At 42.6% G+C, this 26800-nt stretch carries 25 protein-coding genes; all 25 read right to left on the reverse strand.

Going from position 1 to position 26800, the window contains the following annotated elements:
- Positions 1-28 precede the first annotated feature (28 nt).
- The 25 genes from BXY41_RS13750 to abc-f all read right to left on the reverse strand — a co-directional run bounded on the left by BXY41_RS13750 (position 29) and on the right by abc-f (position 26609).
- Positions 29-670, reverse strand: a complete 642-nt coding sequence (locus tag BXY41_RS13750) for a cytidylate kinase-like family protein (RefSeq protein WP_104437438.1) — start codon at positions 668-670, stop codon at positions 29-31.
- 120 nt (positions 671-790) lie between these two features.
- Complete coding sequence (locus BXY41_RS13755) at positions 791-1705, reverse strand: RluA family pseudouridine synthase (RefSeq protein ID WP_104437439.1); 915 nt, start codon at positions 1703-1705, stop codon at positions 791-793.
- Positions 1702-2220 carry a signal peptidase II gene (lspA, locus tag BXY41_RS13760; protein WP_104437440.1) on the reverse strand — a complete coding sequence of 173 codons (519 nt, stop codon included), beginning with the start codon at positions 2218-2220 and terminating at the stop codon, positions 1702-1704. Before lspA ends, BXY41_RS13755 begins: the two co-directional genes overlap by 4 nt.
- 9 nt (positions 2221-2229) lie before the next feature.
- Positions 2230-3318 carry a 3-dehydroquinate synthase gene (gene aroB / locus BXY41_RS13765; RefSeq protein WP_104437441.1) on the reverse strand — a complete coding sequence of 363 codons (1089 nt, stop codon included), beginning with the start codon at positions 3316-3318 and terminating at the stop codon, positions 2230-2232.
- Positions 3319-3557: 239 nt separating this feature from the next.
- On the reverse strand, positions 3558-4076 hold the full coding sequence (locus BXY41_RS13770) for a cell division protein SepF (protein ID WP_104437442.1): 519 nt from the start codon (positions 4074-4076) through the stop codon (positions 3558-3560).
- Positions 4073-4777 (reverse strand): YggS family pyridoxal phosphate-dependent enzyme, encoded by a 705-nt coding sequence (locus BXY41_RS13775; RefSeq protein WP_104437443.1) that lies wholly within the window; start codon positions 4775-4777, stop codon positions 4073-4075. The genes BXY41_RS13770 and BXY41_RS13775 overlap by 4 nt, the downstream gene beginning before the upstream one ends.
- 12 nt (positions 4778-4789) lie before the next feature.
- Positions 4790-6127, reverse strand: coding sequence for a biotin/lipoyl attachment domain-containing protein (locus tag BXY41_RS13780; RefSeq protein ID WP_170072392.1), 1338 nt, complete (start codon positions 6125-6127; stop codon positions 4790-4792).
- A 248-nt stretch (positions 6128-6375) separates the two neighbouring features.
- Positions 6376-6795, reverse strand: coding sequence for a twitching motility protein PilT (locus tag BXY41_RS13785; RefSeq protein WP_104437445.1), 420 nt, complete (start codon positions 6793-6795; stop codon positions 6376-6378).
- 89 nt (positions 6796-6884) lie between these two features.
- A complete protein-coding gene (locus BXY41_RS13790; protein WP_104437446.1) occupies positions 6885-7853 on the reverse strand; it encodes a D-alanyl-D-alanine carboxypeptidase family protein in 969 nt (322 codons plus the stop codon).
- Between the two features lie 15 nt (positions 7854-7868).
- Positions 7869-8264 (reverse strand): methylglyoxal synthase, encoded by a 396-nt coding sequence (gene mgsA / locus BXY41_RS13795; protein WP_097004165.1) that lies wholly within the window; start codon positions 8262-8264, stop codon positions 7869-7871.
- 16 nt (positions 8265-8280) lie between these two features.
- A complete protein-coding gene (locus BXY41_RS13800; protein ID WP_104437447.1) occupies positions 8281-9405 on the reverse strand; it encodes an FtsW/RodA/SpoVE family cell cycle protein in 1125 nt (374 codons plus the stop codon).
- 2 nt (positions 9406-9407) lie between these two features.
- Entirely contained in the window at positions 9408-9686 is a 279-nt protein-coding gene (gene minE / locus BXY41_RS13805; protein ID WP_104437448.1) for a cell division topological specificity factor MinE, read from the reverse strand.
- Positions 9687-9697: 11 nt separating this feature from the next.
- A complete protein-coding gene (minD, locus tag BXY41_RS13810) occupies positions 9698-10489 on the reverse strand; it encodes a septum site-determining protein MinD (RefSeq protein WP_104437449.1) in 792 nt (263 codons plus the stop codon).
- 35 nt (positions 10490-10524) lie between these two features.
- Complete coding sequence (locus tag BXY41_RS13815; RefSeq protein WP_104437450.1) at positions 10525-11190, reverse strand: septum site-determining protein MinC; 666 nt, start codon at positions 11188-11190, stop codon at positions 10525-10527.
- A gap of 20 nt (positions 11191-11210) precedes the next feature.
- On the reverse strand, positions 11211-14075 hold the full coding sequence (locus BXY41_RS13820) for a penicillin-binding transpeptidase domain-containing protein (protein ID WP_104437451.1): 2865 nt from the start codon (positions 14073-14075) through the stop codon (positions 11211-11213).
- Complete coding sequence (gene mreD, locus BXY41_RS13825; RefSeq protein WP_104437452.1) at positions 14068-14586, reverse strand: rod shape-determining protein MreD; 519 nt, start codon at positions 14584-14586, stop codon at positions 14068-14070. The genes BXY41_RS13820 and mreD overlap by 8 nt, the downstream gene beginning before the upstream one ends.
- A 14-nt stretch (positions 14587-14600) precedes the next feature.
- The gene (mreC, locus tag BXY41_RS13830) at positions 14601-15530 is read right to left on the reverse strand and encodes a rod shape-determining protein MreC (protein WP_104437453.1); all 930 of its coding nucleotides are present in this window, start codon (positions 15528-15530) and stop codon (positions 14601-14603) included.
- Positions 15531-16226 (reverse strand): RadC family protein, encoded by a 696-nt coding sequence (gene radC, locus BXY41_RS13835; protein ID WP_104437454.1) that lies wholly within the window; start codon positions 16224-16226, stop codon positions 15531-15533. It abuts the gene before it with no gap.
- A 47-nt stretch (positions 16227-16273) separates the two neighbouring features.
- The gene (locus BXY41_RS13840; protein WP_104437455.1) at positions 16274-16525 is read right to left on the reverse strand and encodes a DUF4321 domain-containing protein; all 252 of its coding nucleotides are present in this window, start codon (positions 16523-16525) and stop codon (positions 16274-16276) included.
- Positions 16526-16615: 90 nt separating this feature from the next.
- Positions 16616-17896: a methionine gamma-lyase family protein gene (locus BXY41_RS13845; RefSeq protein ID WP_104437456.1), complete on the reverse strand. Its 1281-nt coding sequence runs from the start codon at positions 17894-17896 to the stop codon at positions 16616-16618.
- Positions 17897-17899: 3 nt separating this feature from the next.
- Positions 17900-18853, reverse strand: coding sequence for a tRNA (adenosine(37)-N6)-dimethylallyltransferase MiaA (gene miaA, locus BXY41_RS13850; RefSeq protein ID WP_185140364.1), 954 nt, complete (start codon positions 18851-18853; stop codon positions 17900-17902).
- Positions 18850-20823 carry a DNA mismatch repair endonuclease MutL gene (mutL, locus tag BXY41_RS13855; protein WP_104437458.1) on the reverse strand — a complete coding sequence of 658 codons (1974 nt, stop codon included), beginning with the start codon at positions 20821-20823 and terminating at the stop codon, positions 18850-18852. Before mutL ends, miaA begins: the two co-directional genes overlap by 4 nt.
- 20 nt (positions 20824-20843) lie before the next feature.
- The gene (mutS, locus tag BXY41_RS13860; protein ID WP_104437459.1) at positions 20844-23498 is read right to left on the reverse strand and encodes a DNA mismatch repair protein MutS; all 2655 of its coding nucleotides are present in this window, start codon (positions 23496-23498) and stop codon (positions 20844-20846) included.
- Positions 23499-23525: 27 nt separating this feature from the next.
- Positions 23526-24968, reverse strand: a complete 1443-nt coding sequence (gene miaB, locus BXY41_RS13865; protein ID WP_104437460.1) for a tRNA (N6-isopentenyl adenosine(37)-C2)-methylthiotransferase MiaB — start codon at positions 24966-24968, stop codon at positions 23526-23528.
- A gap of 129 nt (positions 24969-25097) precedes the next feature.
- Entirely contained in the window at positions 25098-26609 is a 1512-nt protein-coding gene (abc-f, locus tag BXY41_RS13870) for a ribosomal protection-like ABC-F family protein (protein ID WP_104437461.1), read from the reverse strand.
- Between the last annotated feature and the right edge of the window lie 191 nt (positions 26610-26800).

Genomic DNA, 26800 nt, shown 5'->3' on the forward strand with positions numbered 1-26800 from the left:
AAAGAAATGTCCGTTTTCAAACTATTATTTACTGCTGTTGGTCTTTTCCCTTACCTTTTACTTCAATATACTTCAGAATCATATCTACTGCTCCATCCACTCCAATGGGACTGCGATTTATACACAGATCGTAGCTTCTCACATCTCCCCACTTTTTATTGGAATAATAGTTATAATAACTGGAACGCTTTTTGTCTGTCTTAACCATAACTTCTTTTGCCTTTGCATCATCAATCTGGTACAGCTCTTTTAAGGATTGTATCTTATCTTTGTCATCTGCTGTAATAAATACAGAAACAAGATTGGGATCGTCTGCCAGTGCATAGTCCGCACATCTTCCGACAATAACACAGGATTCTTCTTCTGCCAGCTTCTTAATCGTATCAAACTGTGCCAGAAAAATCTTGTGGTTAATTGGCATATCCATATAACCGGAACTTGTTAATCCAACATTGTATGTATCCATAACCAGAGAATATAAAAAGCTATTGGTAGGCTTTTCGTCATGGCTTTGAAATAATTCCTCACATAATCCACTGTTCTTGGCAGCCAGTGCCAGTAACTCCTTATCATAGCATTTAATACCAAGGGCTGCCGCAACTTTCTCACCAATAACCTTACCAGAACTTCCGCACTGCCTTCCAATCGCAATCACTAAGTTTTCACTCATATTGATCACTCCTTCCAGTTAACTTATAATACTATTATACAACTAAATTTCTGAAAAATCCATATTTTATCCATATTTAACAGTTATTATCGAAATAAAAAACCACCTGGATCTTGTGATCTAGGTGGCACGTAATTTTCTTAATAAATCTTCAAAATAATCGGGTAATGGTGCATGAAACTCCATATATTCCCCTGTGGTGGGGTGAACAATTCCCAATACTCCTGCATGCAGAGTCTGACCGGTTAATTTATAGGAACTTTTTGAGGGACCATAAACCACATCGCCTAAAAGCGGATGACCGATACTGGCCATGTGAACGCGGATCTGGTGGGTACGCCCCGTTTCCAGCTGGCATTCCACATAGGTAAACTGTTTAAAGCGTTCCAGAACACGAAAATGTGTGGTTGCTTCTCTTCCGTTTTTTTCATTCACGCTCATCTTTTTCCGGTCAACGGGATGACGTCCGATAGGGGCAGAAACAGTGCCTTCCTCTTCCTTTAGAACACCATGGACGATTGCATAATACTTTCTTGTAATGGAGTGGTCTTTCAGCTGCTGTGCAATGGAATTGTGAGAGTTGTCATTTTTGCACACAATTAAAACGCCTGTGGTATCCATATCAATGCGGTGTACGATACCTGGACGCATCACTCCATTTATTCCTGACAAATCATCACGGCAATGGGCCATCAGCGCGTTTACCAGCGTACCGCTAAAATGTCCGGCGGCTGGATGAACCACCATGCCCTTGGGCTTATTGATAAGAATAATATCTTTATCTTCATAAAGAATGTCCAGATCCATTTCCTCTGCTTCAATCTCCGGCTCAACCGCATCCGGAATGGTTAGCTGAATTTTATCCCCGGCACTTACTTTATAATTACTTTTTACTGGTTTACCATCTACCAGAACTTTTTCATCCTTTAAAAGCTTTTGTAAATAAGACCGGGATATGTCCTGGTTTCGATCACTTAAATACCGGTCGATGCGGATTGCTGATTCGCCCGCTTCTACAAAATATTCCTGATTCAAGCCTGTTCCTCCTTTTTACGAAAAGACAGGCATTGTAAGTCTTCTTCTTTATAATAAAATAAAAATAAGAGCAGAAAAATGAACATGGAAACCGTAACATAACAGTCAGCCACGTTAAAAATAGGAAAATCAATTAATTTAAAATACAAAAAGTCTACCACATAGCCTCTGGTGAACCGGTCTATCATATTTCCCACTGCACCTGCTGATAAAAACATGGCAACCAGGTGTAACGGAATGTATTTTTTTGTGGCAGGCATCCGGCTGATGCTATAAACGGCACAGCCCAGCACCAATACTGCAATCAAAAGAAAAAAGAACTGTTTTCCCTGCAGCATGCCAAACGCAGCTCCACGGTTTTCAGAATAGTATAATTCAAACACACCGTTCCAGACAGAATAGGGTTTCTGGCCCATTAAATGTCTCACTGCAAGTAATTTCGTCCATTGATCCAATCCTATGGCACAAAAAAAGCCAATGAACATTCCTATGATTAAATTTGTTTTTTGTTTCATGAGTTCTCCTTAGATTAAAATTTGGGACAGCCCTTCTGCCATTTCCTCATCAGTAACGGTCTTATCAACAAAGGCTTTGCCTATCTGCTCCAGTAAAATGAAGCGTATGGCTCCCGAATCCATTTTTTTATCACTCTTTGTAGTCTTTACTATTTCAGCTGGAGATAAACCAGAGACTGTAACCGGCATATGATACAACTTCATCACGTCTAACAGTGCTGAAATCTGATCTTCGTGGAGAAATCCCCGTTTCACGGAGACAGCCATAGCTGCGATACATCCCAGACCGACGCAGTGCCCATGCAAAAGGCTGAAATCAGAAAGTTTCTCAATTGCATGTCCCAATGTATGTCCCAGATTCAAAAGTGCCCGTTCTCCCTGTTCGGTAGGATCTTTTTCAACCACATCCCGCTTGATCCGGTTGCTGACAGTCACCATCTCGCTTAAAATATCCAGGTTGCGGTTTTGTATTTCACTGGCATGTTGTGTCAGCCACTGGTAATAGGAAGCATCCTTGATCAGACCATGTTTAATAACCTCTCCCATTCCGGAAGAAAACTGCTCCTCTGACAATGATTGTAAGGAAGCTACGTTGGTATAAACCAGCTTTGGCATGTGAAATGCACCAACCATGTTTTTATAAGCATCGAAATCAACACCGGTTTTCCCGCCAATGCTTGAATCAACCTGAGAAAGAAGGGTGGTAGGCACCTGTATAAAGGAAATTCCTCTGAGATAAGTGGCAGCTGCAAAGCCGCAGAGATCTCCCACAACACCGCCGCCCAATGCCAGCAGATAATCGTGTCTGTCAAACTGTTTTATAATAAGTGTTTCGTATAAATCCCTTACTGTGTTCAGATTTTTATGTTCTTCTCCTGCAGGGAAAATAAAATGTTCTGTTTTGTGAAAGCAGCTGGAAATAATGCGTTCAACTTCATTCAGATAAAGAGGAGCAACGTTGGTATCTGTAACAATACAAACTTTTCGCTCCCCTAAGTTCATTTTACCAAGTTCTTCTTTCAGCCCATTAAACGAAGTCTCCATCACGATATCGTAAATAAAAGTACCATCCATATGTACCGGCATTCTGCTTCCCATGCTGCTTTTCCTCCATTGCATCTATTTTATGGAACACCCTTCGGGCATCCCTCTATGTCCAAAAAAGCGTGGACGATAATAAGAAACACCCTTCGGGCACCCCTTTATGTCCAAAAAGCGTGGACGATAATAAGGAAGAAAGCAAACAATTTTCCATTGTCAGCAAAAAGAGAATGCTGAAATGGAAAAATGCCTGCTTGTCCCATTAAGAGAAACCAATATTTCTTTGAAAAAATCCGTTAAAGGCGTAAATTCATACCGCCCATATCCAGACTTCCGCTGTTTAATAAATCCTGAAAATCACCGGAAAGCTCTACGGATTCCGGAGTTGCTATAAAAATATAATTGGATATTTTCTGTAAATTACCATTCATGGAATAAGTAGCACCGGATGTAAAATCTATGATTCTCTGAGCTACCTCAGTATGAATACCTTCCATATTCAGTACAACTGCCTTACCAGCAAGCATATGGTCACAAATTTCTTTGGCATCCTCAATCGAGGTAGGCTTAACCATGGAAACTTCCATTGTACGAGTCTGCTTCATGGGAACTACCTTAGGAGAGCGTGATAAGAAACGTGGCTTTTGTTCATACTCCTCTTCCTCGTAGTACTCATCTTCTGTCTTTTTGGAAAAGAGGGGTTTCTTCGCATGTTTATCGCTATCATCTTCATAGTCGTCATCTAAATAGTAATCATCTTCATCATCTGTATCATTCAAGCGCATGCTATCCATCAATTTGCCTAAAATGCTCATACTTCATTCTCTCCAATCTTATATCTTGTACCAAAAATTCCGGTACCGACTCTTACCAGAGTAGCTCCTTCCTCTATGGCAATTTCATAGTCTCCGGTCATACCCATTGAGAGCATATTCATATTAACATTATCAATGTTTTTCCTTTGCATGTCAACATAAAATTGATTTAATTCTTTAAAAACAGGACGATTTTGCTCAGAATTTTCTACAAAAGGTGCAATAGTCATGAGTCCTTTTATACTTATATGGGGAAAAACAGAAATATCACGGATTGCCTGTTCTGTCTCTTCCAAACGAAAGCCAAACTTGGATTCTTCGTCTGCAACGTTTACTTCTAAAAGGATGTCCACACAGATCCCTTTCTTTGCTGCTTCTTCCTCGATCTGTTCTGCCAGTCTGACTGAATCAACACTGTGTATCAGCACAGCTTTATCAATTACCTGTTTCACCTTATTGCGCTGCAGGTGACCGATCATATGCCAGCGTATATCATCGGGAAGCTGCTCATATTTATCACAGATTTCCTGAACTTTATTCTCTCCAAAATCCCGGATTCCCGATTGATAAGCCTCACGTATCATATCAGCAGGTTTTGTCTTGCTGACCGCGATTAAAGTAACCTCACTGCGATCCCGCCCCCGTCTTTTACAGGCTTCTTCTATCCTGTTTTCCACGATTAAAAGATTTTCTTTCACCAAGTTTATCACCTCTTATTGATAAATTAATTCTCCCTCATTAACAGTCTGTGCATTGAGGACTATATGGTCATAGACAGCAAGTCCATAGGTCATATTCTTCTTTACAGTATAATACTCATCATTGGAAACCAAAACATCAATCTGCTTAAATACGGCATAACCCTTGTTGATGTTATAAACTCCCTGCAGGGAATTGCTGGCTCCAATCTGATACCGCTCTGTAGAATTGGGCTTTACAATGTAATCCCCGGCTTTAAAACCGTCAGCCTGATCCATCTCTATGTAATAATTATTCCCCTCAGAATAGTAAATTTCCGTGGGAACAAATACCACGGAGGTCCCTGAGTCTGAATAGACTTCCTTGTTAAAACCAGTATCAGAGCTGTCACCGCCCTGAGTCATATAGTCCATGGGAACAAGGTAAAAGTCTTTCTTTGTTACAGCTGTCACAGGAATTTTAAGCCCGTCTACCCGGTCGGAAACAATTTCAAAATTTACATAACGATCCGAAACAAACTGTACCATATATTTGTCTAAATCAATCTTGCCAAAGCTTTTTCCATCGGTACCCGTAATGACAGAAAAACTTCCGGTTGCCTTTAAATCACGACCAGAAAATCCTACGGTCAGATTCTTTTTATCCCCATATGCTTTTATATCATCCTCTGACATAGGAAATACCACTGACCATTGATCAGAGGTGATGGTTTTATAGACTGGCGCTCCTTTTTCAATCAGCTTTCCTGATTGAGTCTTGTTTTTTGCATAGCTGCTGCGGTCAAATGAGGTCTCGGAAATACCCGATGGCTGCAAACCTTCAAATGAATCCACACCATAGGATACAATTCCAGCCTGATCTGCTTTCACCTGTTCAAAGCTGATTCCGGCCTCATCCATCATACTGCCCAGATTATCCAGTGCGTTAAGATTCATATATTCCATTACTTCAGATTCCAGAGCATATTTTGTATCATATACTGAGCGAAACTGATTATTGTCATAAGTAAGGCTGAATGCGGTCAGCTGTTTTTTTAGTTCAGTCAGATTTTCTGAAGTCAATGTTACATTGTCCTGTGAATGGTCTGCAAGAAATGAAGTAATGCTTCCGGTTTCATCGATGGAGTAAACCCTTGTCCCAATCGCTGCCCGCTTACCTTCCCGCACATAATAATTCACATAGCCGGAACGGTCTGCATTCTTTACTTCTTCCTGTCTCAGTATAATCCCCGTATAGTCCTTGCTGTTAACGATACTGCCTTCCTGTACTTCATAGAACTGTACCTTATCTCTTCTCGCGTAAGTGATTACACTAAAGACCATATAGATGAAAATCAGGGCAAAAATAATCATACCAACATTGATATTCAGAGGCCGCCGATAGCGGATGATCTTTTTGCTTTTTTTAGGATGTACAGCCTTCTTTGATGGCTGTGTTGCCTTTCGTTTAGCCAACCTGACGCCTCCTTTCCCTTTTAGCTATTATAAAAGGAAAATTTAAAAAATTCAAGCATAATATGGAAGGGGTGGTACAGCCTTCCATTTCTTTTTTACAAAATAATAAAGGGGACTGGCACCCAGTCCCCTATTCCTATCTATGATTATAATGAAACAACCACATTAGCCCTGGTGTTCCCCGGTATATTCTCCGCATCTACAGAAACGCTGAGAACGAAGGTAATATGATACTTTTCACCAATCTTTTCCAAAGTCGCTATGGTTTCTGATATGTCTTCTCCTTCCAGACATGCCAGCTTTAAAAAGCTGTCAAAGAACATCATCTCCAAATCATGATCCTGAGATATGATACCACAGATAAAACCAATAAATCCTTCGCTTGAAGTAATCGGATACTCATTGACGTTAATGAGGCGGATCTTGTTGCTTAACTCATACATGTGCTTCGAACTTTTGTCCAAATATACAATAGAACCTTTTGAGTCTTTTACGGCGGAATTAGCTCTGTCTAACAGATGCTTTGTTTTCCCCTTACCCTTTTTTCCTGCTATTATCTGCACCATAGCACTCTCCTCCTTGCGTTATATGATTTGTATAAAAAGTCTATTCGGATTAATATAATTATAGTACAAATTCATAAGAAAGGCAATCACTATTCTACAATTTTATTCAGGATATTTGACATGTTATCGTATAGTCCGGCATGATCCCTGGCTTTTAAAACCACTGAAATATACTCATTTTTTGATGAATCAGAACTTCCCATAATCAGGCAGCTTCCTGCCGAAAGAGTAGTCCCGGTTTTACCTCCTAATACCGTCAGTCCGTCAGGAGTCTTGCGCTCTCCCGTCATATACCAGTTGGTACCTTTCCAGGTTTCGTTTACTGTCTTCCCGTCACCGCCCTGATAAGAGGTTTTATACTCAGCCGTACCGATGATTTTACGAAATTCCGGATACTTCAAAGCTTCATTAAATATCAGATACAGATCGTACGCCGTGGTATAGTGATCTTCATCACTGAGACCATGTGGATTTACAAAATGTGTCCCGGTCGCTCCCAGCTTTTTTGCCTCGTCATTCATCATTTGAGCAAACTGATCAACACTTCCCGCCATATTAACTGCAATGGCAACACCTGCATCATTACCAGATGGGATCATAAGACCATACAGAAGCTGCTCCATAGTCAGCTTATCTCCTGGTTTTATACCACATAAGCTGGCACCCGACTCCTTAATTACAGCATCCTTTGTCACTGTCACCTCATCGGACAGATCTCCGTACTTAACTGCCAAAAGTGCAGTCATCGTCTTGGTAATGCTTGCGGGATATAATTTTTCAAAAGGATTCTTCGCAAAAATCACATTATTATCAGATAAATCAAATACAGCGGCAGCTTCTGCTGTCACTGAACTGTCTGAATCAGCAGTATCTTTCGATACCACGCAAAGATCATGAGCAAAGGTTTCCGATTTACCAGCCACAGAAGCGGACTGGTAAAGGGCGGTCCTCTCAGAAAATTCATAAGGATTGTCAAGTTTATGAAGACCAGCACAGCCCGTCAGGAATAATGCGCTTAAGATGATGCAGCCTGATGTCACAAAAACTTTTCTTTTCACTTATATCTACCTCTGCTATTTATACATCTCTCGCCATTCCAGATCACCGCGTTCCAGAGATTTAATTAACAGCTCTGCTGTGGCCAGATTGGTTGCAAGAGGGATATTATGCATATCGCAGGTTCTCATAATATTCACAATATCCGGTTCATGTGATTTCTGTGTCAGAGGATCCCGCAGGAAAATAACAAGGTCAATCTCATTGTGCTCGATCTGAGATCCCAACTGCTGCTCTCCTCCCAGATGACCTGCCAGATATTTATGAACATTTAAGTTTGTGACTTCCTCAATCAAACGTCCTGTTGTTCCTGTCGCATATAACATATGCTTACTTAAAATACCTCTGTACGCAATGCAGAAATTCTGCATCAGTTTTTTCTTTGAATCATGGGCAACTAATCCTATATTCATAACGATATACCTCCTTTTAATTACCGATTTTGCGTTGCAGTCCAACATTCAGTACCAGGCCCATTCCCATAAAAATACTGGTCAGAGAGCTCACTCCCGAACTGACAAAGGGAAGCGGCAGACCTGTATTGGGAAAGATCTGTGTCGCCACCGCGATGTTAGAAAAAGCCTGGAACCCGATCAGGGCTGCCATACCGGTGCAAATCAGTCTGCCGGACATGTCTTTTGCTTTGGATGCAGTATAAAGACATTCAAATACAACCAGTCCAATAAGAGCAATGACAATCACACTGCCTCGAAATCCCATCTCTTCACCGATAATGGCAAAGATAAAATCCGTTTCACCGGCTGATAAAAAGTTTCCGTCTTTCACAGAAGCAATGGTTGTATTAAAAAGTCCCTTTCCCTGAAGCTGTCCGGAACTGATTGCCATAATTGAATTCTTTTGCTGGTATAAGTTTTCCGCATACTGTTCCGCATGAGGATAGATCCATGCAAGAATACGCCGCGCCTGATAATCGTGTATGAACGGAATTAAGCCCTTAGTCAGCAGATAGATAAACAGCATACCTGCCGGTATTGCAATAGCCAGAACGCCACCAATCCACCGATAACTGATTCCGGCTGAAAAAACCATACACAGTATGATGACTGTAACAACCAGACTGGTAGATAAATTGGGTTCTGCAAAGATAAGACTTATGGGGAACGCCGCCAGCAAAGCAGCCAGTCCCACCATAACAGGCGTATTCATCTTTTCCTGGTATTTGTTCCAATACCAGGAAAAGAATACGATAAGCCCGATTTTTACAAATTCAGAAGGCTGAATCCGACCTAATCCAGGAATGTAGATCCATCTGGTGGCACCTCCTGCCGTATGTCCCATGACAAGAACTGCTCCCAGTAACAGGATACAAAGTCCATAAACCAGAACATAAAGCTTTACGATTTTACGATAGTCTATGATGGAAAGACCGATTGCCAGTGCAAATCCCACCATTACGCCGATAATCTGTTTTGTTACAATCCCGGAATCCTGGTTGGAGGCACTTGCCACCACTAAAATTCCAATCACTGCCAGCGACAGCATGTACAAAACTAACCGGTAATTATAATATTTAAAATTGTAGTCAGAAAACATAGTCAGTATATCCCCTTATCAGGTACATCGCGAATAGGGATGTTTGCATAAAGCACCGGTGTAAAGCGTTCACAATCCGGCTGCTTTAATTTCTTCATCTGTATCTCTATTCTGTCGGAATCAATATCCATGTAACGTGAAACAACACGGATCATATCGTCTTTTATCATCTGCATGATCTCAGGAGAACAGTCAGCCTTGTCCGCAACCAGCAAAAGTTTCAGACGATTTCTTGCAATTTCTCCTGAATTCTTCTTACGGAATACAGGAAACAGGTTCATATCAGACCCTCCTATGCTCTCTTTAAGAGATGCGAGAGTCGAAAGAAAAGACCTTCCCGTACTGCCGGATTCTGGATCGGGATATTCTCACCGATAATTCTCCTGCATACGTCCATATAGGCCTGTCCGGCTGGAGTCCCCATGCCTACAAGAGGCTCTCCCTGATTGCTGGAAATGACAATATCCTCGTCATCCGGAACAGCACCGATAATATCAATGGCCAGAATGTCCATGACGTCATCAAGAGACATCATATCTCCCCTTTTTACCATATCAGCCCGGATCCTGTTCACAATCAGTTCTATGCTGCCCATATCGGCAGCTTCCAAAAGACCGATAATCCGGTCAGCATCCCGGATTGCGGACACCTCCGGAGTTGTTACTACAATGGCTCTGTCAGCACCTGCAATTGCGTTCTGAAAGCCCTGTTCAATTCCCGCCGGACAATCTAACAGAATGTAATCAAAATCATCTCTTAAATCATCCACCAGTTTTACCATCTGCCCGGGTGTAACTGCAGTCTTGTCCCGCGTCTGGGCTGATGGAAGTAAAAATAAATTCGGGTATCTTTTGTCTTTAATCAGGGCCTGCTTCATACGGCAGTTTCCCTCTACCACATCTACAAGATTGTAGACAATGCGGTTTTCCAGACCCATAACCACGTCTAAGTTCCGAAGTCCGATATCTGTATCTATCAGGACTACCTTCTTACCCAGAATCGCCAGTCCGGTACCAACATTGGCAGAAGTTGTCGTCTTGCCTACCCCGCCTTTTCCAGAAGTGATTACGATGATCTCGCTCATACCATATCCTCCTGTTTTTTATACCTCATTCTATTTTACCTTAATTTTCGGAATATTTCCACACTTTTTTTCATTGGTTTTATAAGGACTTTATTATTCTCCAGATACGCCTTCATAGGTCCGCGCCCAAGACGGCGGCTTCTGCCGTCCAGTCCTGAAGTACAGTCTGCAATCCGAAGCTGGGCAGGTGCCATTTCCAGGGCTGTAATCAGTGCTCCTTTATTCCCTGCCACGCCTGCACAAACGGTGCCGGAAAGCTTGCCAAGAACGATTACATTGCCCTTTGCCAGGACTTTTGCACCCTTTAATACATCTCCGATGATTACAATGCTTGCTTCTGATTCCAAAGTCTCTCCATTTTGTAAATTACCTTTGAAAAACTGTCCCGTCTGGCAGGATAGTTCCATCAGCTTCTCATTCAGTGCTTTTTCACATCGCTTCATGCGGTTTGCATCTGTATCCACCAGACAAATAATTTCCACATTGGAATTTTCCGTAATCTGGTTTATGATAGAGAATTCTTCCGCTGGAGTAACCTCTCTGCCTTCAATTGTCAGAGTCATTTGTGCGGATCCCCAGAATTTGGCATGATCTCCGAATTTCTTCCCAATGTCAGAAAGAAGCTGAGGGAATGGGATGTCCGGATCCAGGATAACAGTCATACCTGCTTTGTTGCTTTTTATTACTACGGTATCATGCATCATATCACCTCTTATCCTCGTTAATCGCGAATGTTGACCTTCGCTGCATCCAGGGCGCCTGCGTTTACAATGGATTCTAAGTCTATGTAGCCATAATAATACTTATAGACATTCTTCGCAATGTTAGCGGCGTTCGATGATGAATAGCCATACGGAATATTCACTGTTACACAGATTTCCGGATTGTCATATGGCGCATAAGAAATGAAGAACGCGTGATTCGGCTTATTACGGGCTTCCTGGGCAGTTCCCGTCTTACCGGCAATTTCCACTTCCAGATCCGCAAATAATCTCTTAGTCGAACCGTTTGCAATCACTTCTCTCATTCCCTGTTGTACAGTATCCCACGTTGAGCCCGCCGCGTCAATATGAGAAGAAATCTCAGGGGTATAATCTTTAATCAGATTACCTTCAGAATCCGTTGTTTTATCAAGTAAACTGAGTTCAAAAACAGTTCCCCTGTTTGCTATGGCAGCAACATACCTTGACAACTGAACATTGGTATAGGCGTGGCTTCCCTGTCCCATGGCGGAACGTTCCGGTGCTTCTTTGGAAATCTGGGGATCCAGCTCACCTATCTCCACACCGGATTTGTGATCCAGTCCAAATTTGGCTGCATAGCTTCGTAAAACCTCCAGTCCTAAATCCGGAGAATAAATTCCGCTTCCATCTGTAGAAAGACGGTGGCCTAAATCTGCAAAGAAATAGTTACAGGAGTTTTCAATTCCCCCAACAATGTTAAGCGGACCATGCTGGCCGGAATAGATCCAGCACTTGATGGGAGGTTCCACATCAGTATAAATACCGGAGCAGTTAATGGTTTCATCGGCGGTGATCGCATGCTCTTCAAGAGCTGCAACTGCTGTAATCGGTTTGAATGTGGACCCCGGTGCTTTTCGCGTCTGTGTTGCATTATTATAAAGGGGGAGGGATAAATCTGCCTGAAGCTGGCTGAAATAAGAACCATCCCCGATCCTGTTATTATCGTACCCCGGATAGGAAACCAGCGCAAGCACTTCTCCGGTTTTATCATTGGTCACTACCACTCCTGCATTACAGGGGGACAGGGCTAACTGAGCAGGAGTGATCTCCAGTGCAGACAGCTTTTTTAAAAGAAAGGTATATGCATCACCAGTCGCTCTTAATTCGGCAATGTCCTGTTCATTCTCCTTTATTACACCCTGATCGTATAAAGCCAGACATAATTCCTGCCCGGTTATGGTATCATTATTAATTAAATACCGGTAGATCTTCTTGGTAAAGCTTCTGTCCTGTTCCAGCCTGGCTGACACATAAGTTACCAACGCTTCAAAGGTATCATCTGCGCTGGAATACTTGACGTCTGTTTCCAGTTTCGTGGTATCAATCCAGCCGTTTGCAATTCCATAATAAAGATAATCCCTCAGGCTTATTTCATCTGATTTCCATGCCTGAAATTCGTCACTGGACGCATCTATGGCCTCTGCTTTTACAATTCCTACAGTAGGTTCGGAAAGATAGCTGTAAATATAAAACATATAGGCTTTCATATCTTCCGGTAGATTTTTCATAACTGTTGCATGAGGACTCATCAGTTCACTGCGAAGCTGGTCTAATATCTCTTTCCTTGAAGCTTCATACTTCCGGTATATGTTCTTTTCCGTCTCTGACGCTTCTTCTGATTCAATCCCCTTTAAAGACAGGACATTGTTATTGATCAGCTGAAAATAAGCATCTTTTACGGGAATCTTCATATTGGATCCGTCTGTCGTACTGTTCGCCTGGTAATCTCCATTAACAATGGTTTTGATTAAAACCCCAGCGAGAGACTGTTCAATCAAATGGTAGATACCTTTTTGCAGATCTGCATCCAATGTTAAGTAAACGTCATTGCCGGCAAGAGAATCCGTCTCATCCTTGGTTTCCCGGATTCTTCCCACACTGTCTTTATAAATGGTCTTTTTCCCCTTGGTTCCCTGAAGCTCATGCTCCATGGTATACTCAATGCCTGTCCGTCCTACAATATCATTGATATCATAGTCATCTTTCCGGCTCTGCAGATTCTCCAGCTGTTCCTCTGGAACCTTTCCTGTATATCCGATAACAGGGGCAAAGGGAATGCTGTCGTTATAAGCCCGGATTGTGGTCTCCTCCACGGTAACCCCCTGCAGATCTCCGATGTGTTCCAGGATATCGGCTACCGTATCGTCCGATACTTCCGTGGCCACCGCAGTCGCTTCATACTTTCGGTACAGCATGAGACGGAGGGCATATTTAATATTAATAATATCCAATGCCTCCTGATCAGTCAGGGCAACGGGGTTTCCGTCAGAATCTTTTAAACTCTTTAAGCCGTTATCTTCACAGATCCGCTCAAACAGTTCCCTGGCGCTTAAATTAGAAGGATATAGACCTTTTGCATCATCTAAGTCCTCTACCTTCTTCAGTCCGTAATAATCTCTGAGGAAACGTTTTCTTGCAGATTCAGATGAAGAGGTATAAACCATATCGCCATTGGAATCAACGGCTATTTCAAATTTACCTTCTACGTTTTCTCCATGCTTTTTAAGAATCTGCACCAGTCTTAAATACATGCGGTTTTTATCATCTGTTTTTTTATAGGCACCGTTATCCTGTACCATAACTGTGTAAGCCAGTTTATTATATGCCAGCACCTTTCCGGTTCTGTCATAGATGTTTCCTCTTGTGCCTGCAGTGGTAATGGTCTGTTCTGTAAGCTGCAGGTAATCGCTTAAGGCTTTTTCACCATTAATAATCTGCATATTAAAAAGTGTATGAACCAGTCCGGTATACATGGCCAGACAGATGATTCCAAGAATAAAAAGACGGGATGAAGCAGCTTTCCTGAATACATCTCTTATAATCTCCATTAAATCCCTAAACAATCGTAGAATCACCTCTTTTTTCAATCTCTTCCAAATGGCGGTTCATAATCAGGAATACCCTGTAAAACAGAAGCGTGGTCACAACAGTAAAGATAATCTCAGGTAAAACCAGATTAATAAAGTAAAAACCGATCCGTAATTTTTGCCGGATCAAAAAGCGGAACACGTAGATATAAAAATTATAGGCCAGTTCATTCAGAACGCTCATAATTAATGGCAGTGTTATATAATCTTCATAGTAATATCTGGTACAGATTCCGTTAACATAGCCCATAATAATAAAAATCAGGGTATAAAATCCAAAGGGACCGCTGTAAAACAAATCCATAAGAAGACCTGCTAACAGACCATAGTACATTCCTGCTTCTTTCCCATGTATAAATCCAAAAGAAAAAGTGAGAATTAACAGCAGGTTGGGTGTAGCCGATAGAAACGGAAGCAGGGGAAATATACAGTTTTGGATGGTAAATGCCAGTATAATAAGCAGTACGTTGAATAAAATCCGTCTCATGTTACTCCTTTTCACTATTGGGAAGCGCTTTCACTCTCTGCAGCCTGGGTTGACTGGGCTGTGGTTTCTGCAGTGTCTCCTCCTTCTGCAGCCGGAGCAGATTCCCCTTCCTTCATCATATCAGCTTTCAGCTGGGTTATTACAAGTACCTCCTGAAGGCTGCCAAACTCTGCGGCAGGAATTAAATAACCGGATTTAGTCACATTGTTGGTATCGTTGGTGATATCGGAAGCATATCCCACTAAAATTCCAGGTAAATACACAGAACTGATATTGGAGGTTACAATCTTATCTCCGTCTTTTAAATCGCTGTCTTTTAATACGTTGGTAATTCTTAACCTGCCATCTTTAAACAGGGTTAAATCACCGGCAACGATGCAGCTGTCACCAGACTGCATGGCCATACCGCTGACCCGGCTGGAGTCATCGATAATGGACCGTACCGTAGCATAATTAGCACCTACATCGGTAACAATGCCCACAAGACCGCCGCCTGCCACCACATTCATATCTGTGGCAATCCCGTCCTTTGAACCCTTGTCAATTCGAAACACTTTAAACCAGTTGCTTGAATCGTTGGCGATGACTCTGGCGCCTACTTTTGTATACTGGCCATATTGCTGATCCAGACTGTAAAGTTCTCTTAATCGTTTTAATTCAAATTCCTCTGACTGCAGCCTGGTGTTTTCCTCGGTCAGCTGGTTGATCAGATCTTTCATATCTTTATTCTCAATCATTGCATTCCTGAGTTTGGAATAATCCCTGAACTCATCATAAATAGCCGACCCCACTGAATTAACTCCGGACTGTACGGGAATGAGAACATATCCCACCCCTGTTCGCAGGGGCGTAAGCCACTCATCATGAACGGATGTCAGTCCGATGAGCAGGACACAAAAAACTGTTAATGCAATCAGAATATATTTACTGCGTTTTGGTTCCATCTATACGATTCCCCGTTCTTTTAAACTGATATAGGAATTATCTCCTATAATAATATGATCTAACAGTCTGATACCAATTAAATCTCCTGCTTCCTTCACCCTGCGGGTAATAGAAAGATCCTCTCTGCTGGGTGCCGGATCTCCGCTTGGATGATTGTGAACCAGAACCAGGCTGACTGCATGATACTTAACCGCCTCAATGAAAATCTCTCTGGGAGAAACAACGGATGTGTTCACTGTTCCCTGAGAGATCATAATGTCCTTAATAAGGGCACCTTTTGTATTTAAGAGCATGACAAAAACCAGCTCCTGTTCTCTGTGGCGCATATCCTCCACAAAATAATTTACAATATCCTGCGGATGATGAAAATCGGTTCCTTTTAAACTGGCCGTCCGCTTCCAGATACGTTTGGACAATTCCCCAATGCATAATAACTGGGCGCCTTTTACACGGCCGATTCCCTTAACCTGCATCAGTTCCTGCATGGAAAGATGCAAAAGCCCTAAAATACCCTCCCTGGGATAGTTTAAGGCCAGTATCTTTTGTGCCAATTCAAGAGAGTTATCCTCTCTGGAACCTGTCCGGATAATAATGGACAGAAGTTCTGCATCACTTAAACCTTCCGGTCCTTCTCTCAGACACTTTTCACAGGGTCTTTCATCCTTTGGGATGTCTTTCATCGTTATACGTTCCATATGCCTCCTACGGTTACTCTCCAGGTACGCAACAGACATATGTAGAATTAAATCAATCGATATGTTACCAGAGCTGCAGCCATTCCAATAATGCCGCCCATGGTAATTTTAATGTTAATGCCGAAGGTTATGACCAGAACACCAAAATTAACAATTAACGGAGCATCAAACCCAAATGACTGACCAGCATTCAGCCAGGAAAGCCATGGGATTGTCTTAGTTAAATCTCCGACAAAGCCGCCAAGCACGACACCGGCAAGCATAAGAAGAAGCATTACCCAGTAGTTTTTACCTCTCATCTGTTATGATACTCCTTTTTGTTTCCTGGCAGGATTGCCCATACCTGTCAAAATATTTTAGCATAATTTTACAGCTGTGTACACCCCTTTTTACAATACAATCGAACCTGCATCAAGAAGCTTCTGGAGTGACATCAGTATTCCAAGCTTTGCGTGATACCAGGTAAGACCACCCTGAAAATACACTGCATATGGAGGTTTAATTGGAGCATCCGCACTTAATTCGATGGAGGATCCCTGTACAAAAGCCCCGGCTGCCATAATGACAGGGGCATCGTATCCGGGCATATCCCATGGCTCCGGAGTAACGAAGCTGTCCACCGGTGCTGCAGCCTGGATTCCCTGGCAGAAAGCGATTACGCCTTCCGGATTTCCAAAGGTGACTGCCTGTATAATATCATGGCGTGACTGGCTGCCGTCAGGTACAACCGGAAAGCCCAGGCTCTCATACACATTGGCTGCAAAAACAGCTCCCTTTAAGGCGCCTGCGACTACGGTAGGAGAAAGAAACAGTCCCTGATAGAATGACTGATTCAGCCCAAGGCTGGCTCCAACTTCCTTTCCAAGTCCGGGTGCAGTCAGACGATAAGACGCACGGTCAATACAGTCGGTTCTTCCTGCAATATAACCACCTATGGGAGCAAGACCGCCTCCGGGATTTTTAATCAGGGATCCAACGATCATATCGGCCCCCACATCAGAAGGTTCTATGCGCTCTACAAACTCACCATAGCAGTTATCTACCATACAGATGACTTCCGGCTTGATTTTTTTAACAAATGCAATCAGCTCGCCGATTTGCGAAACGGAAAATGTGGGACGGGTATCATATCCTTTGGAACGCTGGATGGTAACCAGACGTGTTTTTTCGTTAATCGCTTTTCCTATGGATTCATAATCAAAGGTTCCGTCAGGAAGAAGGTCTACCTGACGGTATACGACGCCGTATTCTTTCAGAGAACCAGTACTCTCCCTGATTCCAATCACTTCCTCCAGAGTATCATAGGGCTTTCCGGCAGGTGATAACAATTCGTCTCCGGGACGAAGGTTTCCGGATAATGCAATAGAAAGTGCATGAGTTCCGCTGATTAAATTCGGTCTTACCAGTGCACTTTCCGTATGAAAAACACTGGCGTAAACCGCTTCCAGCGTATCCCTGCCCAGATCATTGTAACCGTAACCAGTCGTTGCAGCAAAATGAATGTCACTGACCCGGTTTTCCTGCATGGCCTTAATAACCTTCATCTGATTAAATTCTGCATTTTTATCAATCTCTTCAAATCTGGCTTTTAATTTTTCTTCAATTTTTGTTCCAAAATCCAGCACATTCCGGCTGATCCCAAGCTCCCCATATATACTGTCAATTTCCATGATCTAATCGTTCTCCAATCCAATGATCTCATTTGTGTCCAGCACAATCTTTTTTAACACCTGTTCTAAGTCATAGTCAAATTCAGGCAGGTATAAATCCCTGACATCCCGTTCCCGTTTAAACCAGGTGATCTGCCGTTTGGCAAAATGTCTGGTATCCCGTTTCAGAATATAAACCGCCTCCTCAAGGGTACAGTCTCCCTGAAGATAATCCAGTATTTCCTTATATCCCAGTCCCTGCATGGACACCATATTTCTGGTACAGCCCATCTTTTTCAGCCTTTTTACTTCTTCAACCAGCCCCTGTTCCATCATTAAATCCACCCGCCGGTCAATTCTCTGATACAAAGTCTCCCGGTCCATGTTTACAGTATAATAAAGGAAATCGTAGGGGGAAGCTTTTTCCCTCTCCCTGCGGTTATGTTCTGAAATCTTTTCTCCTGTCTGCCGGAAAAACTCAATAGCCCGGATTACCCGCTTCCTGTTGTTGGGATGAATTTCCCCTGCAGCATCGGGATCCAGCTTTTGTAGCAGTTCATGCAAGTATTCGCCGCCTTTTTCGTTTCCCAACAGTTCCAGTTCCTCCCGAATGGAGGAGTCTTCCCCGTTATCGGTAAAATCAATATCGTAAAGAAGTGCCTGAATGTAGAAGCCGGTACCGCCTGTCACAATAGGAATATTTCCATGAGAGTAAATTGTATTCACTGCATCCTTGGCCATTTTCTGAAAAACTGCAACATTAAATTCTTCATCTGGATTTAGGACGTCAATTAAATAATGGGGAACCCCTTTTTTCTCTTCTTCTGTGATCTTGGCAGATCCAATGTCCATATGGCGGTAAACCTGCATGGAGTCTGCACTGATAATCTCCCCTCCGATTGCCCGTGCAAGACGAACAGACAAGTCAGTCTTTCCTGCAGCGGTAGGACCGGTAATTATAATTAATGGTTTCATCAGACAATCCTCTTAAATTTCTTTTCTAGTTCATATTTGCTCATGGAAATGATGGTGGGTCTCCCATGGGGGCAGGCGTAGGGATTTTCCAGTTTCAGAAGCTGGTCAATCAGTTCATTGGCTTCTGCTGCTGAAAGAGAATTTCCTCCCTTTACTGCCGCTTTGCAGGACATGGAAGCCACCTTTTCATATATAATACCCGGATTATTAAATGACATATCATCGGACAAACCGTCAATCATTTCAATCAGAAGTTCTTTTTTTGCAATGGAAAAAAGATTGGCAGGTACCCCTCTTACTGCAAATTCTCTCCCGCCAAACGGTTCGATCTCAAAACCCATATCTGTAAAAACGGATAAATGCCGGTTCAGGAGAAGTTCTTCATTCCGGTTTAAGGTCAGAATAATGGGAGGATTAATCACCTGGGAAGTATATTCCCTGGTTTTAAGTGTTGCCATGGTTTTCTCATATAAAACCTTTTCATGGGCTGCATGCTGATCAATAATATAAAGCTGGTCAGAAAATTCCACCAGCCAGTAAGTATCAAATACCTGACCGATTAATTTATGCTTTTTGCGGGACTCTGCTTCCAATAGCTTACCGTCAAATAAATCCAGCTGTTCTGCTTTTTGTTCCTGCTTTTGTTCCTGCTTTTGCTCCTGTTGTGAATCATGTATCATTTCACTCTGCTTCACAGACTCCGGCTGGCTCACAGAACGGATTTCTTCTGACACGGAAGCCGGTGGCGCAAGCCAGTTTTCTTCCAGCGTATTTGCTTCTTTCACAGCTTCAGGCTGGGGAGGAACCAGTCGTTTTGGAAAAGGAGTTCCGTCAGAAAGCTTTTTTTCCTGAGAAGCAGCTGTCTGGTTTAACGCCATCAGCCTCTGATTTTCAAAAGGCTCCGGTGTGGGCTGAAACTTCTTTCCAGGCATTGCCTCTTTGGTTTCTTCCCCTTTTTTAGCCAGGCTGACCTCCGGTATCAATTCTTTATGGGCAAGAGCATTGGCCACCGCCTGATAAACCATATGGTAAATCATCTCTCCGTCGCGAAAACGAAGTTCCATTTTGGTGGGGTGAACATTCACATCAAGCAGTTCCGGTTCTATGGTAAAATGAAGCATGGTAAATGGATACTTGTGCTGCATCATAAACGGCCGGTAAGCTTCTTCAATTGCCCGTGATATAATACTGCTTTTTATAAATCTTCCATTGATAAAATAATTTTCATAATTGCGGTTGCCTCTGGCAATCACCGGTTTTCCGATAAAACCATGGACGGTAACCTCTCCTTTTTTTACGGAAACTTCTAAAAGGTTAGAGGCTATCTCTCTGCCAAATACCGTATATATAATATCTTTCAGATTATGGTTGCCGGAGGTGTGAAGCTTGTTCTGATTGTTCTGTATGAAACGTATGGATACCTCCGGGTGGGATAATGCCAGCTTTTCTACCAGATCAGCCACATGAGCACCTTCCGTAACCGGAGTTTTTAAAAACTTTTTTCTTGCCGGAGTATTAAAAAACAAGTTTCTGGCAATGAAGGTGGTTCCCTCAGGCGCTCCGATTTCTTCGATAGAGCGTTCAATACCGCCTTCAATCTGATATCTGGTTCCGGTTAATCCCACACTGGTTTTCGTAATAATTTCCACCTGGGAAACAGAGGCGATACTGGCAAGAGCCTCACCCCGAAAGCCTAAGGACGATACGGTAAACAGATCCTCAACGGATTTAATCTTACTGGTAGAATGGCGCAGGAAAGCAAGGGAAACCTCTTCCTTTGGGATACCGCAGCCATTATCCGTCACACGGATAAATGTGGTTCCCCCTTCTTTGATTTCCACCGTAACAGCCGTTGCCTTTGCATCAATTGCGTTCTCCAAAAGCTCCTTTACCACAGAAGCAGGGCGCTCAACCACTTCTCCTGCTGCTATTTTATTAATCGTATTTTGATCCAGTACGGTTATATTTGCCATGGCACCTGCTCCTTTTTTTTCTATTGCCAGCGATTTTTTAATTTGGTCTGCAGACGGTATAACGTATTCAGGGCATCTATGGGTGTCATATTGCCCAGCTCAAGTTCCCCTAATTCCCGGATAATATCGTCATCCTTTACCGTATCAAACAGTGACATCTGCTGTAAATCCACTTCATCCGGCTTTGGAACAGCCTTTCGCTGGGTTATGCCCCCATTTGCTTCCGCAATTTCTTTCGCTTTTGCCGTAATATCCGCATCGCTTAACTCTGCAAGCAGTTCCTTTGCTCTGATTATGACAGTATCGGGAACTCCAGCCAGCTTCGCAACCTGGATTCCATAGCTTTTGTCGGCTCCGCCTTTAATAATTTTTCTTAGGAAAACAATGTCATCGCCCTGTTCTTTCACAGCGATGCAATAGTTATTGACCCCGCTCATGGTTCCTTCCAATTCGGTAAGTTCATGATAATGAGTGGCAAACAGCGTCTTTGCACCAAGAAGCTTTTGGTTGCTGATATGCTCCACTACCGCCCATGCAATACTCAGACCGTCGAACGTACTGGTTCCTCTTCCAATCTCATCCAGAACAATCAGACTGTTTTTAGTGGCATTTCTAAGAATATTGGCAACCTCTGTCATCTCCACCATAAAGGTACTCTGACCGGAGGCCAGATCATCAGAAGCTCCCACCCTGGTAAAGATCCGGTCACAGATTCCTATGTTCGCTTCATCGGCAGGGACAAAACAGCCAATCTGAGCCATCAGTACAATCAAAGCCGTCTGCCTCATGTAAGTTGATTTTCCTGCCATGTTAGGACCGGTTATAATGGACAGCCTGTTTTTGCCGTTGTCCAGATAAACGTCATTGGATACAAACATATCGTCCCGAAGCATCTTTTCTACCACCGGATGACGTCCGTTTTTAATATCAATGATACCTTTTTCATTAATCTGGGGTTTTACATAATTGTTTCTCGTCGCAACAGAGGATAAGGAAACCAGCACATCAATGCCTGCAATGGCTCTGGCGCTTTTTTGAATTCTCAGTACCTTGGAAGCAATGGTATCACGGACTTCACAAAACAGGTCATATTCCAAGGAAAAAAGCTTATCTTCAGCCCCCAGTATGATGTCTTCCAGTTCCTTCAGCTCATTGGTGGTATAACGCTCTGCATTGGCCAGCGTCTGCTTTCTGATAAAATAATCCGGCACAAGATCCTTAAAGGAATTGGTCACTTCAAAATAGTAACCAAATACTTTGTTATATTTTACTTTCAGATTCTTGATGCCGCTTTTTTCTTTTTCTTTTGCCTCTAAATCTGCCAGCCAGGTTTTTCCTTCTGTTTTTGCACTGCGAAGCTTATCTGCCTCTTCATGAAAACCTTCCCGAATGATTCCGCCCTCCCGAATGGAAACAGGCGGGTCTTCTATAATTGCACGCTCGATATAATCCTTAATATCATCAAGGGGATCCAGTTCGTTATATAAATCAGTTAGAAGTTCGCTGGTAAATTCCTTCAGCAGCGTTTTAATATGGGGAAGCATCTCCAGTGAACTCTTAAATGCAATTAAATCTCTTGGATTTGCGGTCTTATAGCTGATCCTTCCGATCAGACGTTCCAGATCATAGATGGGATTTAAATACTCACCAATCTCTTCTCTGGATATGTAATTCATGTTCAGCTCTTCAATGGCATTCTGACGCCCGATAATCTCAGATTTATGAATCAGAGGCTGTTCCACATAGGTACGCAGCATTCTGGCTCCCATAGCCGTTTTGGTGCGGTCAAGAACCCATAAAAGACTTCCCCTTTTCTGCTTTTCCCTAAGGGTTTCAAGAAGCTCTAAGTTTCTTCTGGTAGAAGTATCGATTATCATGTACTGCCCGGTGGAATAAGGTGTGATCGTCGTGATATGGGACAGGCTGCTTTTCTGGGTCTCATACATGTACTGCATCACTGCACCGGCTGCAATTACACCCATATCGTAATCATCAAGCCCAAGCCCGGTAAGGGTGCCTACCTGATAATGCTCACGTAAAATTTTTCTGCAGACTTCGTCGGAAAAATAATGATGATCCAGAGATGAAATAACAGTTTGATAACGGTTTTTTATATCTTCAATGTCCACGCCTGATACATAAAAGGCTTCATTGCAAATGATCTCAGAAGGTGTAAATTTGTTGATTTCATCAATCAGCTCCCGATCAGATTCCACCTGTGTCACCAGAAAGTCACCGGTACTGATATCGGTCACCGCAATTCCAAATGCTTCTCCGATGTAAACAACTCCCATCAGATAATTGTTTCTTGTTTCATCAAGAGCCTGCGCGCTGGTTATGGTTCCGGGAGTTACCACACGGATTACTTCCCGCTTTACAAGTCCCTTCGCCTGTCTGGGATCTTCCATCTGTTCGGCGATGGCGACTTTGTATCCCTTTTGTACCAGACGGTTTAAATAGGTTTCTACAGCATGATGAGGAACGCCGCACATAGGTGCCCGTTCCTCTAATCCGCATTCTTTACCTGTTAAAGTTATTTCCAGCTCTCTGGATACCGTAATCGCATCTTCAAAAAACATTTCATAAAAGTCACCCAGTCTGTAAAATAAAAGACATCCTGGGTATTCTTTTTTTGTTTCCAAATAATGAGCCATCATTGGCGATAATCCAGCCATTCTCTTTTGTTTCCTCTTTTCTTCTGTTTATGGTCTTAACGTTCCCATATAGTAAAATCCCTTTGATTCATCAAGATATACGTCCACTATTTTTCCGATCAGAGAAGGATCTCCTTTAAAATGGACTGTTGTGTTGCTGCTTAACCGTCCGGTTAAATAGCCTTCTTTATGGTCATTTACTTCCTCTGCCAGAACCTTCTGAACCGTATGAACTTCTCTGCCGCAAACTTCAGATGAAATCTGCTGGACTAAGGACAGCAATCTGTCAAACCGGTCCTTTATAACCTCATCCGGTATCTGGTCTTCCATTTTCGCTGCCGGTGTTCCGGTACGTTTGGAATAGATGAAGGTAAAGGCACTGTCAAAGCGTACTTTTCTCACAACGTCTAAAGTTTCTAAAAAGTCTTCCTCCGTTTCCCCTGGGAACCCTACAATAATGTCGGTTGTAATAGAGATATCCGGCATGGCAGTACGAATTTTATCCACAAGATCCAGATATTTTTCTTTTGTATATCTCCGGTTCATCAGCTTTAAGATCCGGCTGCTTCCTGACTGGAGAGGAAGATGAATATGACGGCATACTTTTTTAGAATTTTTCATCGTCTCAATCAGTTCATCGGATAAATCCTTTGGATGGGACGTCATAAAACGGATGCGCTCCAAACCTTCCACCTCATCTGCCTGGGAAAGAAGATTTGCAAAGCTGACAGGCTCTTCCAGTGTTTTTCCATAGGAATTAACATTCTGTCCCAGCAGCATGATTTCTACCACACCGTCATCTGCAAGTCCTTTGATCTCAGTAATAATGTCTTTGGGGCTCCGGCTGCGCTCTCTTCCTCTTACGTAAGGTACGATACAATAGCTGCAGAAATTATCACAGCCAAACATGATGTTAACCCCGGACTTAAACGAATATTTTCTGTCTGCCGGAAGATCTTCCACCACCTGGTCTGTTCCCTTCCAGATGTCAACCACCATCTTTTTGGCTTCCAGACGCTGGTATAAAAGCTCTGCCAGCTTATAGATGTTATGAGTACCAAAAATGACGTCTACAAACCGGTAGCTCTTTTTAATCTTTTCTACCACATCCTCTTCCTGCATCATACATCCGCAAAGTGCGATCATCATATCAGGATTTTTCTTTTTCAGGCTGTTTAAAACTCCAAGTCTTCCGTAAACCTTCAGATTGGCATTCTCTCTTACCGTACAGGTATTATAAAGAACAAAATCCGCTTCTTCGGTATCTGTCTGTACAAACCCCACAGCTTCTAAAATCCCTTCAAGCTTTTCGGAATCTCTGGAATTCATCTGACAGCCAAAAGTCTGGGTGCAAAACGTCATGGGGCGTCCAAGCTCTTCACTCCGGCGTTTTACATACCCGCTGACTTTTGCCATAAAATAATATTGTCTTTCAGGTTCTCTTACTGGTACTTCCCCTGTTAAATCTATCTGATCTATATCAATCTGCATCTGAAAAAATCCCTTTCATTCGTTCTGTTTTTAAACCCTTTATCAAAAGCATTTTACATGAAACACCATAAAATGTCAACTTTGCCAGACAGTTCTCCCGATTTTTTGAACCCGCAGCCAACAGCCTTTTTAGTTAGAAGACCGAACCGTAACAGGCTCTGCTCCCACATTCTGGGTAAAGAACTCATCATGTTCTACTAACAACATGGCCGGCTGAAATTTCAGTATCAGGTTTTCAATCTGAATTCTGGAGTATACATCGATAAAGTTTAATGGTTCGTCCCATATATAAAGGTGAGCCTGTTCACATAAACTGCGTGCAATTAAAACTTTTTTCTTTTGTCCTTCACTAAATGATTCCATGGGTTTTTGAAATTGTTCCCTTGAAAAATCCAGTTTCCTTAAAAGCGCTTTAAACAGGGAATCCTCTACTGAGCATTGTATTCCGTATTCTGTCAGACTTCCCTTTAAAAAGGAGGTGTCCTGGGAAACGTAGGAGATCTTCATTCCGCTTGCAGTTTCAATTGTCCCCTGGTAATCAATGGGATCACCCGCTGCTTTATTACCCAGAATCAATTTAAGAATGGTTGTCTTTCCGCTGCCGTTTTTCCCCTGAAGGGATATTCTCTGTCCCTGTTCAAGGCTTAGGCTGACCGGCTCGCACACCGGACCCTGGTAAAACGGAACAATATCTTTTAAAACAAGAAGTCTTCCGGAATGATGCTTTAGTGGATACAGCTTTAAATTTTCTGCTTCCTCAATATTTTTTAACAGACCCTTTTTATCATCAATTGCCTGGTTCTGTCTGCGCTCCAGATTTTTTCTGCGCATCTGCATGCGCCTTGACTTTTCTCCCACATAGGCTCTTGTATCAATGGACTTTTCGTGAATCATTGATTTTTTTCCTATTTTTGTGGATTCTACTTTATCCGCCCATTCTCCTGATTGTCTGGCTGCTGCTTCCAGATGCCGGATATCCTTTTTTAACCGTTCATTTTCCGACTGTTCATATTGATCTTTTCTCTGGCGGTTTTCGTACCACACGGAGAAGTTGCCTTTTTGAACCTCAATGTCAGCTCGGTTAATGGATAAAATATGGTCTACCGAATCATCTAAAAACTTACGGTCGTGGGATACCAGAATAAACCCTTTCTTGCTGTTTAAATACTGACTGACCAATTCCCTTCCTTCCCTGTCCAAATGATTGGTGGGCTCATCAATCAGAAGGAAATTGCCCTCGCGCAAAAACAACGCTGCCAGTAAAACCTTGGTCCGTTCTCCGTTTGACAGTGTATTGTAGGACCGGTAAAGCACATCCTCTGAAACCTGAAGCTTTGTCAGCTCTCTTTTTATCTCCCAGTATGGACAGTCGCCCAGAATGGAATTGATGATATCAAGGGTCTGTGCTTCCTTGTCCTCCACTTCATAGGGAAAGTAATCAAATGTAACGCTTGATACAATACTTCCTGTATATTCCATCCGGTTCATAAGAAGATTTAAAAATGTAGTCTTCCCCCGCCCGTTTCTTCCTGTAAAACCAAGCTTCCAGTCTGTATCCAGCTGAAACGTAGCGTGTTCAAATACTGGATCACTGCTTCCTTCGTAAGTAAACGAAAGATCTGTAACCTGAATCAATGACATAGACATCCCTCCAAATATAGCAGAAAATAAATTTCTGCATAAAAAACAGCTGCAAGAATCATATTTCTCACAGCCGGATCGGTCAAAAAGAACAGGCACGGCCGTTCTCTTTGCAGATGGTGTCTATTTCATGACACAAAAAAAGGCTGGAGAATGAAGTAATATTCTTGCAAAAACAGGCACAATAAAAA

It is taken from the genome of Lacrimispora xylanisolvens, from assembly GCF_002934545.1.
GTDB lineage: Bacteria > Bacillota > Clostridia > Lachnospirales > Lachnospiraceae > Lacrimispora > Lacrimispora xylanisolvens.